This window comes from Pseudomonas sp. NPDC089396 (genome assembly GCF_044749545.1).
Classification (GTDB): domain Bacteria; phylum Pseudomonadota; class Gammaproteobacteria; order Pseudomonadales; family Pseudomonadaceae; genus Aquipseudomonas.
This window is the reverse complement of the sequence record NZ_JBIVIC010000001.1, coordinates 625,809-641,181: the sequence shown is the minus strand read 5'-3', so window position 1 is coordinate 641,181 and position 15,373 is coordinate 625,809. Positions and strand designations below refer to the sequence as shown.

Genomic DNA, 15,373 nt, shown 5'->3' with positions numbered 1-15,373 from the left:
GTCACTTGTGATGCTGATAATCTTTGTGACTATCAGTCCGTACTCACAAGCACCCACACGAATTGCTTGATTCGATTTGTTAAAGAGCGTTTGGTCAAGAGCTTTTCGTCTCAACCGAGGCGCGCATTCTACGCTTTCCTCAGAGCCTGTCAAGCGTTTATTTTGAAGTTTTTTGCGAGAAACTCGTTTAGCTTCAAACACTTGGCTCGCTGCGATCTCTCGTAGCGGGAGGCGAATCATACAGCATTTAGAAGCGCTGTCAACCACCTTTTCAACCGCTATCGATCATTCGATCGAAGCACTTCCAGTACTACCTGGCTCGATTAACTCTTTGAATCTCAAGGAGTTTCTCGTTCCGACTACGCTGGAAGTGGGGCGCATTATAAGGGGATTCGAAACCCCGTCAAGGCTTAATTTCAAAAAACCTTAATATCGCTGGAAAACAAAGCGGGGAGGCCTATCGGCCTCCCCGCTTCTATATATAGCTGCACCAACAACCGGTCACTCAGCCTTGAGGGTGACCCGCGCAAACGCCTTCTTGCCCGCTTGGCACACATGGGTTGCGCCAATTGCAAACATGAAGTCGCGCTCAACTACCGCGCCGTCGACCTTCACGGCACCGCCATTGAGCAGGTCCCGCGCCATCGCCGAGTTCTTCACCAGACCCGCCCGGTTCAGAACGGCAGCGATCGGCAAGTCTTCTGCCGCAGCCACTTCAATCTCCGGCAGGTCTTCCGGCAGCTCGCCCTCTTTCATACGGTTACCCGCAGCACGGTGCGCATTGGCCGCAGCCTCTTCACCATGGAAACGCGCAACGATCTCTTCCGCCAGCTTGATCTTGATGTCACGCGGGTTCGCGCCATTGGCCACATCGGCACGGAACTGCTCGATCTCTTCCATCGAACGGAAGCTCAGCAGCTCGAAGTAACGCCACATCAGCGTATCGGGAATCGACACCAGCTTGCCGTACATGACACCCGGCGCTTCCTGGATACCCACATAGTTACCCAGCGACTTGGACATCTTCTTGACGCCGTCGAGGCCTTCGAGCAACGGCATGGTCACGATGTTCTGCGCTTCCTGACCGTAGGCACGCTGCAGTTCACGCCCCATTAGCAGGTTGAACTTCTGGTCGGTACCACCCAGTTCCACGTCCGCCTTCAGCGCCACCGAGTCGTACCCTTGCACCAGCGGGTAAAGGAACTCATGGATGGCGATTGGCTGATTGGTGGTGTAACGCTTGTCGAAGTCATCACGCTCGAGCATCCGCGCTACGGTGTACTGCGAAGCCAGGCGGATGAAATCGGCCGGGGTCAGCTTGTCCATCCAGGTAGAGTTGAAGGCGACCTCGGTCTTGGCCGGATCAAGGATCTTGAACACCTGCTGCTTATAGGTCTCAGCATTGTCCAGCACCTGCTCGCGCGTCAGCGGCGGACGCGTGGCGCTCTTGCCGCTCGGGTCGCCGATCATCCCGGTGAAGTCACCGATCAGGAAGATCACCTGATGCCCCAGCTCCTGGAACTGGCGCAGCTTGTTGATCAGTACCGTGTGCCCGAGGTGCAGGTCGGGGGCAGTAGGATCGAAGCCTGCCTTGATGCGCAGAGGTTGGCCGCGCTTGAGCTTCTCAACCAGTTCCGACTCGACCAATACTTCTTCCGCACCGCGCTTGATAAGCGCCAGCTGCTCTTCAACCGACTTCATAGACAGACCCGCAAGGCTCAGATTCAAGGGGAGCCAACCATACAAGATCGGCCATCAAATACAAGTTTCGCAATGGAATGTGACCTGACCGCAGCGTTGCGGCGTCTACGCGCCCTTGCGTGAAAATGGATTTGGTTATATTTTATACAGTTATTTCATCTTCATCATGTCATTCATCTTTTCCATATTCACTTTTCTTCAAAGCCACCTTACCTATGACCAACGAAACGCCTAAAGCGCCCCCGCTTTATCCGAAAAGCCATCTGTTGGCCGCCAGCGGCATCGCCGCCCTGCTCAGCCTGGCACTGCTGGTATTTCCATCCAGCGAAGTCGAAGCCAAGAAGACCACGCTCAGCCTGGAGCTGGAAAGCCCGGCCGAACAGCTGAAAGACGAGTCCAAGGCCGCGCCACTGGTGCAAGTCGAAGGCGATCAGGGCACGCCCTTCGCACAGATCGAAAGCGCCGAAACCACAACCGAACAAGCGGCTCAGCAAGCCCCTGCTGCCGAGCAGAAACCCGAAGCCAAGGACCCTAGCCACCGCGAAGTGACCGTCGCCCGCGGCGACACCTTGTCGACGCTGTTCGCCAAGGTCGGCCTGCCGACCAATGCCGTGCACGACCTGCTGGCCAGCAACAAGCAGGCCAAGCAATTCAGCCAGCTCAAGCATGGCCAGGTGCTGCAGTTCGAACTCGACAAGACTGGCCAACTGGCCAGCCTGCACAGCAAGGTAAGCAACCTCGAAACCATTCGGCTGACCAAGACAGCCAAGGGCTACACCTTCGCTCGCGAAATCAGCAAACCCGTGGTACGTACCGCTTACGCCCATGGCGTAATCAAGAGCTCGCTGTCGGCATCGGCCCAGCGCGCCGGGCTTTCCCATAGCATGGCCATGGACATGGCCAAAGTGCTCGGCTATGACATCGATTTCGCACAGGACATCCGTCAGGGCGACGAATTCGACGTGGTCTACGAGCAGAAGGTCATGGACGGCAAGGTGGTTGGCACCGGCAACATCCTCTCTGCCCGCTTCACCAACCGCGGCAAGACCTACACGGCTGTTCGCTACACCAACAAGCAGGGCAACACCAGCTACTACACCGCCGACGGCAACAGCCTGCGCAAGGCCTTCATCCGTACCCCGGTTGACTTCGCCCGCATCAGCTCGCGCTTCTCCGCCGGGCGCAAGCACCCGATCCTGAACAAGATCCGCGCGCACAAAGGGGTCGACTACGCGGCGCCACGGGGCACGCCGATCAAGGCTGCAGGTGACGGCCGTATCGAGCTCGCCGGCCGACGCGGTGGCTACGGCAACACCGTCATCATTGCCCATGGCAACAGCTACAAGACCCTCTACGGTCACATGCAGGGCTTTGCCAAAGGGATCAAGAACGGCAGCAGCGTGAAACAAGGCCAGATCATCGGTTACATCGGCACCACCGGCCTGTCCACCGGTCCGCACCTGCACTACGAGTTCCAGGTAAATGGCGTGCATGTCGACCCACTGAGCCAGAAAGTACCCATGGCCGACCCGATCACCAAAGCCGAACGCCAACGCTTCATGCAGCAGAGTCAGCCCCTGATTGCCCGCATGGATCAGGAAAAGGCCACCATGCTCGCTGCGAACAAGCGCTGACGCCATGGCGCTCTACCTGGGGGTGATGTCCGGCACCAGCCTCGATGGCCTGGATATCGCCCTGATCGAACACGGCGAGCAGTTGGAGCTGCTCGCCACTCACTACGTGCCCATGCCCCCCGATCTGCGCCAACCGCTGCTGAGCCTGTGCAGCAGCGGCCCAGACGAGATCGCTCGTGCCGCACTGGCGGAAAATCGCTGGGCCAGCCTGGCAGGCGAAGGTATCCAGCAATTGCTGGCGAAACGTGGCCTGCAGGCCAGTGCCATTCGTGCCATCGGCAGCCACGGGCAGACCATCCGGCATGAGCCTGCTCGCGGCTTTACCGTGCAGATTGGCAACCCGGCGTTGCTCGCTGAACTCACCGGCATCAGTGTGATTGCCGACTTCCGCCGCCGCGACGTGGCGGCTGGAGGCCAGGGCGCGCCCTTGGTGCCAGCCTTCCACGAAGCCTTGTTCAGCCACCTCGGGCAGCGCCTGGCCATTCTCAATGTCGGCGGTTTCAGCAATCTCAGTCTGATCGAACAGGGCAAGCCGGTGCATGGCTTCGACTGCGGCCCAGGCAATGTGTTGCTGGACGCCTGGATCGAGCGCAAGCACGGCCAGCCTTATGACGCAGACGGTGCCTGGGCAGCCAGCGGCCTGGTGCAGGCCGATTTGCTCAGCAGCCTGCTGACTGATCCGTTCTTCGCTGGCAGCGGGCCGAAGAGCACTGGTCGTGAAGTGTTCAACCTGCCCTGGCTGGATAGCCACCTTGACCGACTTCCCCCCTACCGTGACGAGGACGTCCAGGCCACCCTGCTGGAACTCACCGCGCGCAGCATCATCGATGCGCTGAACAACGCCCAGCAAGGTACCGAAGCCTTGCTGGTGTGCGGCGGAGGTGCACGCAATGGTGCATTGATGGCTCGCCTTGGCGCACTGCTGCCCGACGCTCAGGTGGCCAGCACCGCGGCGCACGGCGTCGATCCTGACTGGGTCGAGGCCATGGCCTTCGCCTGGCTCGCCCATTGCTGTCTCGAGGGTATCGCCGCCAACCGCCCCAGCGTGACCGCTGCCAAAGGGCTGCGTGTGCTCGGCGCGATCTACCCGGCCTGACTGGCTACGCCACAATGCAAAACGCCGCGCAAATGCGCGGCGTTTTCGTATCGCAAGGCTCAGATCGAGAACGAGGAACCGCAGCCACAGGTGGTAGCGGCGTTCGGGTTCTTGATCACGAAGCGCGAACCTTCCAGGCCTTCCTGGTAGTCCACTTCGGCACCTGCCAGGTACTGGAAGCTCATCGGGTCGACCACCAGGGATACGCCCTCGCGCTCGACGATGGTGTCATCTTCGGCCACATCTTCATCGAAGGTGAAACCGTACTGGAAGCCCGAACAACCGCCGCCGGTGACGAACACGCGCAACTTCAGACGCTCGTTGCCTTCCTCGGAAACCAGGGTCTTCACCTTTTGCGCTGCCCCTTGGGTGAATTCCAGAACCGTGGGGGTGAAGGTTTCGACGCTCATGTAGATTCTCCCGGCGCAGTGCCGCCATATAACTCGATGACGCGCATTATCCGCTTCTCCGAGAAAATTGGTCAAGAATTGTGCGGCATTAGTCGCGGCAAACAAAAAGGCCCGCACTGGGCGGGCCTCTTCGATAACCCTGCGCTTACGGCAGCAGGCCAGCGTGGGACAGCCCCATGCGCTCGTCCAGGCCGAACAGGATGTTCAGGTTCTGCACCGCCTGGCCGGAAGCGCCCTTGACCAGGTTGTCGATCACCGACAGCACCACCACCAGGTCACCACCCTGCGGGCGATGAACGGCGATACGGCAGACGTTGGCACCGCGCACGCTGCGCGTTTCCGGGTGGCTGCCCGCTGGCATCACGTCGACGAACGGCTCATCGGCATAGCGTTTCTCGAACAGCGCCTGCAGGTCGACCGACGTATCGGCGACGGTGGCGTACAGGGTGGCATGGATGCCGCGGATCATCGGGGTCAGGTGTGGCACGAAGGTCAGGCCGATGTCCTTGCCCGCAGCCAGACGCAGGCCCTGGCTGATTTCCGGCAGGTGGCGGTGGCCTTTGACCGCGTAGGCTTTCATGCTCTCGCCGGCTTCACAGAACAGCGAACCCACGGCAGCCCCGCGACCGGCACCGCTGACACCCGACTTGCAGTCGGCGATCAGGCGCGAAGGGTCGGCCAGGCCAGCCTCCAGCAGCGGCAGGAAGCCCAGCTGGGTAGCGGTCGGGTAGCAGCCCGGAACCGCGATCAGGCGCGCCTGGCGGATCTTCTCACGGTTCACCTCAGGCAAGCCGTAGACCGCATCCTTGAGCAGCTCGGGGGCACCGTGCGGTTGACCATACCACTTGCCCCACTCGGTGGCGTCCTGCAGGCGGAAGTCGGCGGACAGGTCGATGACCTTGGTGCCGGCAGCGAGCAGCTCGCCAGCCAGTGCGTGAGCAACACCGTGCGGGGTGGCAAAGAACACCACGTCGCAGGCCGCCAGGGCCTTGCTGTCCGGCACGCTGAAGGCCAGGCCGTCGTAGTGACCGCGCAGGTTCGGATACATGTCGGCGACCGCCACACCCGCTTCGGAACGCGAAGTGATGACCGCCACTTCGGCCTGTGGATGCTGCGCCAGCAGACGCAACAGTTCGACGCCGGTGTAACCCGTGCCGCCGACGATACCGACCTTGATCATAACGCTTGCCCCTTTATCAACGAGCCAACTGGAAAGCGCACGATAATAGGGGTGCAAGGCGCCTGTAACAACTCTTCGGGTGACCCTTCGGGCACTTGGCCTCTACTATCTGACGACCGTGAAAACCTGAAGGAACTCCCTCCATGCTTTACCTATGGATCAAAGCGCTGCACATCGTCAGCGTGGTCTGCTGGTTCGCCGGCCTGTTCTACCTGCCTCGCCTGTTCGTCTACCACGCCCAGAGCCAGGACAGCCTCAGCCAGGAACGCTTCGTGACCATGGAGCGCAAGCTGTACCGCGGCATCATGAACCCGGCAATGATCGCCACCTATGTGTTCGGGGCCTGGATGCTATACCTCACCCCCGGCTGGCTTAGCCAAGGCTGGCTACATGCCAAGCTGACCCTGGTGATCCTGCTGACCGGCTACCACCATGTATGTGGCGCCCAGCTCAAACGCTTCGCCAGCGGCGCCAATACACGCAGCCATGTCTACTACCGCTGGTTCAACGAAGTGCCGGTGCTGTTCCTGCTGGGCATCGTGATCCTCGTGGTGGTCAAACCGTTCTGACGCAACCCGTTCTGCACTGGAGCCCTGCCCATGTCTTTACCCGCTTCGCTGGAAAATCGCCTGCGCTTGCCGGTGGTCGCTGCACCCATGTTCCTGATATCCAACCCCGATCTGGTTCTGGCCTGCTGTGGCAAGGGTGTGGTTGGCAGCTTCCCGGCCCTGAACCAGCGCGACAGCGCTGGCTTCAAAGCCTGGCTAGAGGAGATAGAGGCAGGCCTGGCGCAGTTGCATGAGCCGGCGCCCTATGCCGTCAACCTGATCGTCCACCCCACCAATCCACGCCTGCAGGCCGATCTGGCGCTTTGCGTCGAGCATCGCGTGCCGATCGTCATCACCAGCCTTGGCGCAGTCAAAGAAGTGGTGGATGCGGTACACAGCTATGGCGGCCTGGTGTTCCACGACGTAACCACCCGCCGGCATGCGGAAAAAGCCGCCGAGGCGGGTGTCGATGGCCTGATTGCCGTGGCGGCGGGCGCAGGTGGTCATGCCGGCACCTGGAGCCCATTCGCCCTGGCGGCCGAGATCCGCCAGTTCTTCGACAAGACCCTTCTGCTGGCCGGTTGCATCAACCACGGTCACGAGATTCTCGCTGCCCAGTTGCTGGGCGCCGACCTGGCCTACATGGGCACTCGCTTCATCGCCACTCGCGAAAGCCGTGCGCAAGAGCCCTACAAGCAGATGCTGCTAGATGCCCATGCCGCCGACATCATTCACACCCCCGCGGTTTCCGGGATTCCAGCAAGCTTCCTGCGCCCAAGCCTGGAACAGGCCGGCTACGACATGGCCGCGCTGAAATCCGGGCACGAGGCCGGCAAACTCAAGCCCCTCGATGATGAAGCGAAGGTCTGGAAGACCGTCTGGTCCGCCGGCCAAGGTGTGGGCGAGATCCATGACCTGCCCCCAGCGGCCGAGCTGATCGAACGCCTGCACGGCGAGTACCGGGCAGCGCTGGAGCGCAGCCAGGCACTCAGCGTCAAGGCCTTGTAGCAAAAGGCAACACCTTGCCCGGCCAAGTTGTACACTAGGCGCCCTCTTCAGCCCCCAGGAGCCTTGCATGACCCGTTACGCCATGATCACCGGTGCTTCCAGCGGCCTGGGCCTGGCCCTGGCGGAAGCTCTGGCGCGGCGCGGGCGTAGTCTGATCCTGGTGGCACGCCATCGAGAAACCCTGGAGCCGGTGGCCATGGAGCTGACCCAGCGCTTTGGTGTCGAAGTGCTGTTTCGCGCCTGTGATCTGAGCCAGCCGCTGCGCCTGTCAGGCTTCGTGCTGGAGCTTGAGGAAGGCGAACGGCGTATCGACCTGCTGGTCAATTGCGCCGGCCAACGTACCTACGGTCCGTTTCTGGCCCATGAATGGGCCGACGAGCAAGACTTGCTGGAGGTCAACATCCTCGCCATGAGCCGCCTGTGCCACGCCATCGGCAACCTGATGGCCGTACAGGGTGGCGGGCAGATCCTCAATGTCGCCGGCCTGGCGGCAGTCGCGCCAGGCCCATGGATGGCGACCTATGCCGCGAGCAAGGCCTATGTGCTGAGCTTCACCGAAGCACTGCGCGAAGAGCTCAAGCCTACCGGCATCAAGGTCTCGGTATTGTGCCCCGGCCCGGTGCGCTCCGCGCGTCGACGCATTCCCCGACTCGACGGCAGCAGCCGCTGCCTGAGCCCCGAGGAAGTGGCGTTGTACACCGTCCGCGCCCTGGCCAAAAACCGTCCGCTGATCATGCCGCTGCGGCGCAACCGCTGGCTGGCCTTCGCCCCGCGCCTGCTGCCGCGCTGGCTGGCACGCAAGCTGGCAGGGTTCATCCACCGACGTTACTGCCCGGCCGGAATGGAATAGCCACTGGGCGAGCGGCGCCTGGCTCAGTACACTCGGCCCGGACCCTCACCATGGAGCAAGTGCTGTGGACGATTTATTCTGCAAGATCATCAACCGGGAAATCCCGGCGAAGATCATCTACGAGGACGACCAGGTTCTGGCGTTTCACGATATCGCGCCCCAGGCGCCGGTGCATTTTCTGGTCATCCCGAAAAAACACATCCGCACCCTCAGCGACCTGACCGAAGAAGACAAAGGCCTGGCAGGCCATATCCTGTTCACGGCTCAGCGCCTGGCCAAGGAGCTCGGCTGCGAGGACGGTTTCCGCGTAGTCATGAACTGCAACGAACAAGGCGGCCAGACCGTCTACCACATCCACATGCACGTGCTCGGCCAGCGCCAGATGCACTGGCCACCGGGCTGATCCAGGGCAAGCGACCCTGAAGCGATTGCGGTAAACTGTCGGGCACACTCTTGCGGAGGTGCCCGATGGCCACCGAACGTCACTACTCGCCGCTCGACCGCTTGTTGCTGCAGGCCGATACCGCCATGCGCACCTTGCTGCCCTTCAGCGGCCAACCGTCCCGGCCTTCCCCGGCCATCATCCAGCCGGATGTCGACCTGGACGAAAGCCAGACCCGCCACGTTGCCGGGCTGATGCGCATCAACCATACCGGCGAAGTCTGCGCCCAGGCGCTGTACCAGGGTCAGGCCCTGACCGCCAAGCTGCCGCAGATACGCAAGGCGATGGAACATGCCGCCGAGGAAGAAGTCGACCACCTGGCCTGGTGCGAACAGCGCATCCGTCAGCTGGGCAGTCACCCAAGCGTGCTCAACCCGCTGTTCTACGGCATGTCGTTCGGCATCGGCGCCCTCGCCGGCCTGGTCAGCGACAAAGTCAGCCTGGGCTTCGTCGCCGCCACCGAGCATCAGGTGTGCAAGCACCTTGACGAACACCTCGAGCAAATTCCCCACGAAGACGAGAAATCCCGCGCCATCCTCGAACAGATGCGCGTGGATGAAGAACAGCACGCCGAATCTGCCCTCGAGGCCGGCGGCTATCGTTTCCCGGCACCGGTACGCTTTGGCATGAGCCTGCTAGCCAAGGTCATGACCAAGAGCACCTACCGCATCTGAGAGCACGCCCATGAAGGACCGAATAGACGCCAAGGACCTGGCGCGCGCCGTGCAAGCCGGCATACTCCAGCCGGGCCAGGACCAGGCCCTGCTGGAGTTCCTGCACAACCAGCCCGCCTCGCGTGGCAGTTTCCAATTGGCGCACGTCGCCTTCTACTTCGGCGCCCTGTTGATCATGGGCGCCATGGGCTGGTTGCTGACCGAGGCCTGGATGCGCGTTGGCGACGTGGCCCTGCTGGCCATCGCTGCCCTGTACATCGCCTTGCTCACCCTGTTCGCCCTGAATCTGCAGAAGCGCCAGCAGCCCATTGCCGCAGGCGTGCTGGCGGCCGTCGCGGTGAGCATCGTGCCGTTGGCAGTGTTCGCCCTCGAACGCCTGGCTGGCTGGTGGCCGCTGGACGATGTGCAAGGGAACTATCACCAGTACTACACCTACGTACAGGGTGGCTGGCTGATGATGGAGGCAGCCACGGTGCTGGCCGGCCTGCTGATGCTGCGCTTGATCCCTTACCCGTTCATCGTGATGCCGATCGCCGTCGCGCTGTGGTTCATGTCGATGGACCTGAGCGAGTGGGTGTACGGTTCACCGTTCAGCTGGGAGCAGCGGCGCACGGTGTCGCTGTGGTTCGGGCTGGGGTTGTTACTGGTATTTCTGCTGGTGGACGGCCGTACCCGCGAGGACTATGCCCAGTGGGGCTACCTGGCCGGGCTGGCGGCGTTCTGGGGCGGGCTGACGATGATGGAAAGCGACAGTGAGCTGGGCAAGGCACTGTACTGCTTGATCAACCTTGGCCTGATGGGGATGGCTGTACTGCTGCGCCGGCCGCAGTTCATGGTGTTCGGGGCGCTGGGGGTGGCGGCTTATCTCGGCTACCTGTCGTACGAGGTGTTTGCCGAGTCGCTGCTGTTCCCGGTGGTGCTGACGTTGATCGGGCTTGGCGTCATTGGCTTGGGTCTGGGGTATCAGAAGCGGCGGGAGCGGTTGAGCCAGGCGGTGAGAAGTTGGCTTCCGGGGTGGTTGCTGGTGGCCTTGCCGGCACTGCGCAACTGAAAATTGCTGGGGCCGCTTTGCGGCCCTTTCGCGACACAAGGCCGCTCCTACAGAGATCGCATAATCATTGTAGGAGCGGCCTTGTGTCGCGAAAGGGCTGCGCAGCAGCCCCAAAACCTCGGGTTCAACCCAGCTCGACGATCTCGTAGCCGTGGGTGATTTCCACACCAGCGCGCTCCAGCATGATCGACGCCGAGCAATACTTCTCCGCCGACAGCTCCACCGCTCGCTTGACCTGAGCTTCTTTCAGCCCACGGCCCTTGACCACGAAATTCATGTGGATCTTGGTGAAAACCTTCGGGTCTTCACTGGCGCGCTCGGCTTCCAGGAAGGCTTCGCAGCTTTCCACCGCCTGCCGGGATTTCTTCAGGATGCTCACCACATCGAAGCTGCTGCAGCCACCCAGGCCGAGCAGAAGCATTTCCATCGGGCGCACGCCCAGGTTGCGGCCGCCAGCCTCGGGCGGGCCATCCATCACCACCACGTGGCCGCTCCCCGACTCACCGAGGAACATCGCTTCACCGGCCCACTGGATGCGTGCCTTCATCTGTCCGTACTCCTGGAATTCGCAAAAGGGTGTCAGCTTAAGCCTTGTATGGCTGTCGGAAAAGCTCAATGCGCGTCGCATTTGTGCCGAAACATCCTGCGGTGTCTGATAAGCTGGCGCCAATTGACTGGCGCTACGCGCCAGGCAATGACTAACAAGAGCCTATGCGTCACATCGAACAGGATTTCGTGATGGTTGCCTCAGCCCTACCCGCCAAGATCAAGAACATCGACAAGCTGCTGGTGCATTGCCAGCGCCGCCGCTACACCGCCAAGAGCAACATTATCTGTGCTGGCGATCGTGCCGAAACCTTGTCTTTCATCATCAAGGGCTCAGTCACCATACTGATCGAAGACGACGAAGGGCATGAGATGATCATCGCCTACCTCAACAACGGCGATTTCTTCGGGGAACTGGGGCTGTTCGAGCCGTCCGACAGCGATCAGCAGCGCAGCGCCTGGGTCCGTGCCAAGACCGAATGCGAAGTGGCGGAGATCAGCTACGACAAGTTTCGCGAAGTGACGCGGCAAGACCCGGAAATTCTCTATGCCCTTGGCAGCCAGATGGCCCAGCGCCTGCGCAACACGACGCGCAAGGTCGGCGACCTGGCATTCTTCGATGTTACCGGCCGGGTAGCCCGTTGCCTGCTCGACCTGTGCAAGCAGCCTGATGCCATGACCCACCCTGATGGCATGCAGATCAAGATCACCCGTCAGGAAATTGGCCGCATCGTCGGCTGTTCACGGGAGATGGTCGGCCGCGTCCTCAAGGATCTTGAGGAACGCAGCCTGGTGCAGGTCAAGGGCAAGACCATGGTGGTCTACGGCACCCGTTAGTCCTTGGGCAGCTTCGCCAGCACGTCGTTGTAGGCCTGTGACAAGCGCTCGAACCAGGGCGCCTCGGGCACGACTTCGTGCAGGGCGATATGGCTATCGGCCCGGCAACGCTGCTCCAGTTCGCAACATTCGTTGAAGCGGTTGACCGCGGCGACCATCGACTCGCGCTCGTTATCCAGCAGCAGCGCGCCATGCACCAGCACCACCGGCCGCTTGCCGCCCAGTCCCTGGCGCCAGCGCTGGGCCGTACCGACCAGCTTGCGGCCATTCAAGTTGACGTTGTAGCGGCCATCACAAAAAGCCCCGTCGATTTCGCCCACCGATGCCACGCCGCCCCATGCGCGCAATACATCGCACAGCGGCAGGCACAGGCGCTCGTAGGCGTTTTCGATTCGGCCATGGTCGCCTTCGCTGCGCGGCGCGACGTAGACCAGGGCAACGTTCACCGTCGAATGGGACTGGGGCACCGGCTCGCCGCCGCTTTCGCGCAGCAGCACCGGCCAGCCGGCAATTGCCAGCTCCGCGCAGGCGACTTCGAAGTTGTCCAGGCGGCTCATGCGCCGGGGCATGACCAGGGCGTGGTCGGTCGGGCGCCAGAACAGCACGCCATATTCCCGTTCGCCGCGGCATACGGCAGCCAGCAGGTCCTGTTCTGCATGAAGGCCTTGTTCGACGGTGAGGGCCAGGGGTTGATCGATCATTGATCCACCTTCTATGTTGTTTTCGCTCGCCTCTTCGCGGGGCAAGCCCGCTCCCACATGTACATCCCAGTGCCTAAGTGCAGTGAGAACCTGTGGGAGCGGGCTTGACCCGCGAAGAGGCCAGAGCGGACATACAAAAAAGTCGGCATAAGCCGGCTTCGTTTCAATCAGTCCAGTTGCTGAACGGTCTTCTTCACCTGCTCGGGGAAGAACAACCGCTGCAATTCCAGCCCCGGCTGCTCGGCGCGCATGAATGCTTCACCGACCAGGAACGAGTACACCTCGTTGATTTCCATCAGTTCGACATCGGCACGGTTGAGAATGCCGCTCTCGGTAATGGCCAGGCGGTCACGCGGAATGCGCGGCAGCAGGTCGAGGGTGGTTTCAAGGCTGACCTCGAAGGTATGCAGGTTGCGGTTGTTCACCCCCACCAGCGGCGTATCGAGGGTCTTCAGCGCGCGCTCCAGCTCGTCGCCGTCATGCACTTCGACCAGCACGTCCAGGCCAACGTCCTTGGCAGTGGCGGCCAGCTCGGCCATCTTCACGTCATCGAGCGCCGACACGATCAGCAACACGCAATCGGCCCCCAGAGCCCGGGCTTCGACGATCTGGTACGGGTCGACCATGAAGTCCTTGCGGATCACCGGCAGCGAGACCGCGGCGCGGGCCTGCTGTAGGTACTCATCGGCACCCTGGAAGTAGTCCACGTCGGTCAACACCGACAGGCAGGTCGCCCCGCCCTTCTCATAGCTGACGGCAATGTCCGCAGGCACGAAGTTCTCGCGGATCACACCTTTGCTCGGCGACGCCTTCTTGATTTCTGCGATTACCGCCGGCTGCTTGCGCTTGGTCTGTTCGATCAGGGCCTTGGCAAAACCTCGAGGCGCATTGGCCGTCTTGGCCAGGGCCTCCAGTTCGGCAAGGCTGACGCGCGCGCTGCGTTCGGCCACTTCCTGGAACTTGCGGGCAATGATCCTTTCCAGCACCGTCGGTACACTCATGCTTCGTTCTCCACCTTGAATACCGCGGTAAAGGCACCCAACTCCTGCAGCTTCTCCCAGGCCAGGCCGGTGTGCAGGACGTCGTGGGCCAGTTCCACACCCGCCTTGAGGCTCATGGCATGGTCAGCGGCGTACAGCGCTGCGCCCGCATTGAGCACGATCATCTCGGCCGCTTTCTGGCCGTTTTCGGTCTTGCGCCGGCCCAAGGCGTCGCGGATCAGCTCCAGCGATGCCTGTGGGCTCTCGACGGCCAGGCCATGCAGGCTCTGGCTCTTCATGCCGAGGTCTTCCGGCTCGACCCAGTATTCGGTGATTTCGCCGTTCTTCAGCTCGGCGACAAAGGTCGGCGCAGCCAGGCTGAACTCGTCCAGGCCATCCTTCGAATGCACCACCAGTACATGCTTGCTGCCCAGGCGCTGCAGCACCTCGGCCAGCGGGCGGCACAAGGCTTGGGTGAACACGCCGACCACCTGGTGTTTCACTCCGGCCGGATTCGTAAGCGGGCCGAGCATGTTGAACAAGGTACGCAGGCCCAGGTCACGACGCGGGCCGGCGGCATACTTCATGGCGCTATGGTGGCTTTGGGCAAACATGAAACCGATGCCGAGGCTGTCGATGCAGCGCGCAACCTGGACCGGCGTCAGATTCAGGTAGATGCCCGCAGCCTCCAGCAGGTCGGCGCTGCCACTCTTGCCGGACACGGCGCGGTTGCCATGCTTGGCGACCGTGCAGCCCGCGGCTGCCAGGACGAACGACGAGGCGGTGGAAACGTTGAAGATGTTGGCGCCGTCACCGCCGGTACCGACGATATCGACCACGCCATCGAGGCTTTTCAGTTCGACCTTGTCGGCCAGCTCGCGCATCACCGAGACCGCACCGACGATCTCGTCGATGCTCTCGCTCTTCATGCGCATGCCCATCAGGAATGCGCCGATCTGCGCTTCGCTGCACTGGCCGGTCATGATCTCGCGCATGACGTCACGCATTTCCTCGGTGCTGAGGTCCAGGTGGCCGACGATACGGCTCAACGCGCTCTTGATATCCATGTTCGATCCTTAGCGGCGGCCGCCGGTCTGCTTGAGGAAGTTGGCGAACAGCTCGTGGCCCTGCTCGGTGAGGATGGACTCTGGGTGGAACTGCACCCCTTCGATATTCAGCGACTTGTGGCGCAGGCCCATGATCTCGTCGACCGAGCCATCATCGTGGGCGGTCCAGGCGGTGACTTCCAGGCAATCGGGCAGGGTTTCGCGCTTGACCACCAGGGAATGGTAGCGGGTGACCGTCAACGGGTTGTTGAGGCCGGCGAACACGCCAAGGTCGCGGTGGTGCACCGGGCTGGTCTTGCCGTGCATGACCTGGCGGGCACGCACCACGTCACCATCAAAGGCCTGCCCGATGGACTGGTGGCCCAGGCACACGCCAAGGATCGGCAGCTTGCCGGCAAAATGCAGGATGGCCTCGATGGAAACACCCGCTTCGCTGGGCGTGCACGGGCCAGGGGAAACGACGATACGCTCGGGGTTGAGGGCTTCGATCTGAGCGATGGTCATTTCATCATTGCGAATGACCTTCACCTCAGCACCCAACTCGCCCAGGTATTGAACGACGTTGTAAGTGAATGAGTCGTAATTGTCGATCATCAGTAACATCGGCTGAACCTCTTGAATCTACTGACTTTGAATTCGAACCTTCCC

Annotated in this window: 17 protein-coding genes; 9 read left to right on the top strand and 8 right to left on the bottom strand. The window is 61.8% G+C overall.

What is annotated here, in order from left to right; translation table 11 throughout:
• Window positions 1–501 precede the first annotated feature (501 nt).
• On the bottom strand, window positions 502–1,701 hold the full coding sequence (tyrS, locus tag ACIPZB_RS02990; RefSeq protein ID WP_400638938.1) for a tyrosine--tRNA ligase: 1,200 nt from the start codon (window positions 1,699–1,701) through the stop codon (window positions 502–504).
• 215 nt (window positions 1,702–1,916) lie between these two features.
• Between tyrS and ACIPZB_RS02985 the strand changes: the two genes are divergently transcribed.
• Window positions 1,917–3,335, top strand: a complete 1,419-nt coding sequence (locus tag ACIPZB_RS02985; protein ID WP_008089521.1) for a peptidoglycan DD-metalloendopeptidase family protein — start codon at window positions 1,917–1,919, stop codon at window positions 3,333–3,335.
• A gap of 4 nt (window positions 3,336–3,339) precedes the next feature.
• Window positions 3,340–4,431 carry an anhydro-N-acetylmuramic acid kinase gene (locus ACIPZB_RS02980; protein WP_400638937.1) on the top strand — a complete coding sequence of 364 codons (1,092 nt, stop codon included), beginning with the start codon at window positions 3,340–3,342 and terminating at the stop codon, window positions 4,429–4,431.
• A gap of 59 nt (window positions 4,432–4,490) precedes the next feature.
• On the opposite strand, the gene erpA is transcribed toward ACIPZB_RS02980, so the two are convergent.
• Both erpA and argC read right to left on the bottom strand, forming a co-directional pair.
• Window positions 4,491–4,841, bottom strand: a complete 351-nt coding sequence (erpA, locus tag ACIPZB_RS02975) for an iron-sulfur cluster insertion protein ErpA (protein WP_008089525.1) — start codon at window positions 4,839–4,841, stop codon at window positions 4,491–4,493.
• A 145-nt stretch (window positions 4,842–4,986) separates the two neighbouring features.
• Window positions 4,987–6,021 carry an N-acetyl-gamma-glutamyl-phosphate reductase gene (gene argC, locus ACIPZB_RS02970; RefSeq protein WP_008089527.1) on the bottom strand — a complete coding sequence of 345 codons (1,035 nt, stop codon included), beginning with the start codon at window positions 6,019–6,021 and terminating at the stop codon, window positions 4,987–4,989.
• 143 nt (window positions 6,022–6,164) lie between these two features.
• Here argC and hemJ point away from each other — a divergent pair, with 143 nt between their 5' ends.
• The 6 genes from hemJ (at window position 6,165) to ACIPZB_RS02940 (ending at window position 10,594) form a co-directional block, all read left to right on the top strand.
• The gene (gene hemJ / locus ACIPZB_RS02965) at window positions 6,165–6,590 is read left to right on the top strand and encodes a protoporphyrinogen oxidase HemJ (RefSeq protein WP_400638936.1); all 426 of its coding nucleotides are present in this window, start codon (window positions 6,165–6,167) and stop codon (window positions 6,588–6,590) included.
• Between the two features lie 30 nt (window positions 6,591–6,620).
• Complete coding sequence (locus tag ACIPZB_RS02960) at window positions 6,621–7,577, top strand: NAD(P)H-dependent flavin oxidoreductase (RefSeq protein WP_400638935.1); 957 nt, start codon at window positions 6,621–6,623, stop codon at window positions 7,575–7,577.
• Between the two features lie 67 nt (window positions 7,578–7,644).
• Complete coding sequence (locus ACIPZB_RS02955; protein ID WP_400638934.1) at window positions 7,645–8,427, top strand: SDR family NAD(P)-dependent oxidoreductase; 783 nt, start codon at window positions 7,645–7,647, stop codon at window positions 8,425–8,427.
• Between the two features lie 64 nt (window positions 8,428–8,491).
• Complete coding sequence (locus ACIPZB_RS02950; RefSeq protein WP_008089536.1) at window positions 8,492–8,830, top strand: histidine triad nucleotide-binding protein; 339 nt, start codon at window positions 8,492–8,494, stop codon at window positions 8,828–8,830.
• Window positions 8,831–8,895: 65 nt separating this feature from the next.
• Window positions 8,896–9,543 (top strand): 2-polyprenyl-3-methyl-6-methoxy-1,4-benzoquinone monooxygenase, encoded by a 648-nt coding sequence (coq7, locus tag ACIPZB_RS02945; RefSeq protein WP_008089539.1) that lies wholly within the window; start codon window positions 8,896–8,898, stop codon window positions 9,541–9,543.
• A gap of 10 nt (window positions 9,544–9,553) precedes the next feature.
• Window positions 9,554–10,594 carry a DUF2157 domain-containing protein gene (locus tag ACIPZB_RS02940; protein ID WP_400638933.1) on the top strand — a complete coding sequence of 347 codons (1,041 nt, stop codon included), beginning with the start codon at window positions 9,554–9,556 and terminating at the stop codon, window positions 10,592–10,594.
• A 124-nt stretch (window positions 10,595–10,718) separates the two neighbouring features.
• On the opposite strand, the gene ACIPZB_RS02935 is transcribed toward ACIPZB_RS02940, so the two are convergent.
• Window positions 10,719–11,141 (bottom strand): OsmC family protein, encoded by a 423-nt coding sequence (locus ACIPZB_RS02935; protein ID WP_004376171.1) that lies wholly within the window; start codon window positions 11,139–11,141, stop codon window positions 10,719–10,721.
• Between the two features lie 191 nt (window positions 11,142–11,332).
• On the opposite strand from ACIPZB_RS02935, the gene crp reads away from it, so the two are divergent.
• Window positions 11,333–11,977: a cAMP-activated global transcriptional regulator CRP gene (gene crp / locus ACIPZB_RS02930; RefSeq protein WP_008089553.1), complete on the top strand. Its 645-nt coding sequence runs from the start codon at window positions 11,333–11,335 to the stop codon at window positions 11,975–11,977.
• On the opposite strand, the gene ACIPZB_RS02925 is transcribed toward crp, so the two are convergent.
• The 4 genes from ACIPZB_RS02925 to ACIPZB_RS02910 form a co-directional block, all read right to left on the bottom strand.
• Window positions 11,974–12,678 (bottom strand): biotin/lipoate A/B protein ligase family protein, encoded by a 705-nt coding sequence (locus tag ACIPZB_RS02925; RefSeq protein ID WP_400638932.1) that lies wholly within the window; start codon window positions 12,676–12,678, stop codon window positions 11,974–11,976. The genes crp and ACIPZB_RS02925 overlap by 4 nt on opposite strands.
• A 167-nt stretch (window positions 12,679–12,845) precedes the next feature.
• The gene (gene trpC / locus ACIPZB_RS02920; RefSeq protein WP_400638931.1) at window positions 12,846–13,679 is read right to left on the bottom strand and encodes an indole-3-glycerol phosphate synthase TrpC; all 834 of its coding nucleotides are present in this window, start codon (window positions 13,677–13,679) and stop codon (window positions 12,846–12,848) included.
• Entirely contained in the window at window positions 13,676–14,725 is a 1,050-nt protein-coding gene (gene trpD, locus ACIPZB_RS02915) for an anthranilate phosphoribosyltransferase (protein WP_400638930.1), read from the bottom strand. Before trpD ends, trpC begins: the two co-directional genes overlap by 4 nt.
• 9 nt (window positions 14,726–14,734) lie before the next feature.
• Window positions 14,735–15,328: an aminodeoxychorismate/anthranilate synthase component II gene (locus ACIPZB_RS02910; protein WP_400638929.1), complete on the bottom strand. Its 594-nt coding sequence runs from the start codon at window positions 15,326–15,328 to the stop codon at window positions 14,735–14,737.
• Window positions 15,329–15,373 lie beyond the last annotated feature (45 nt).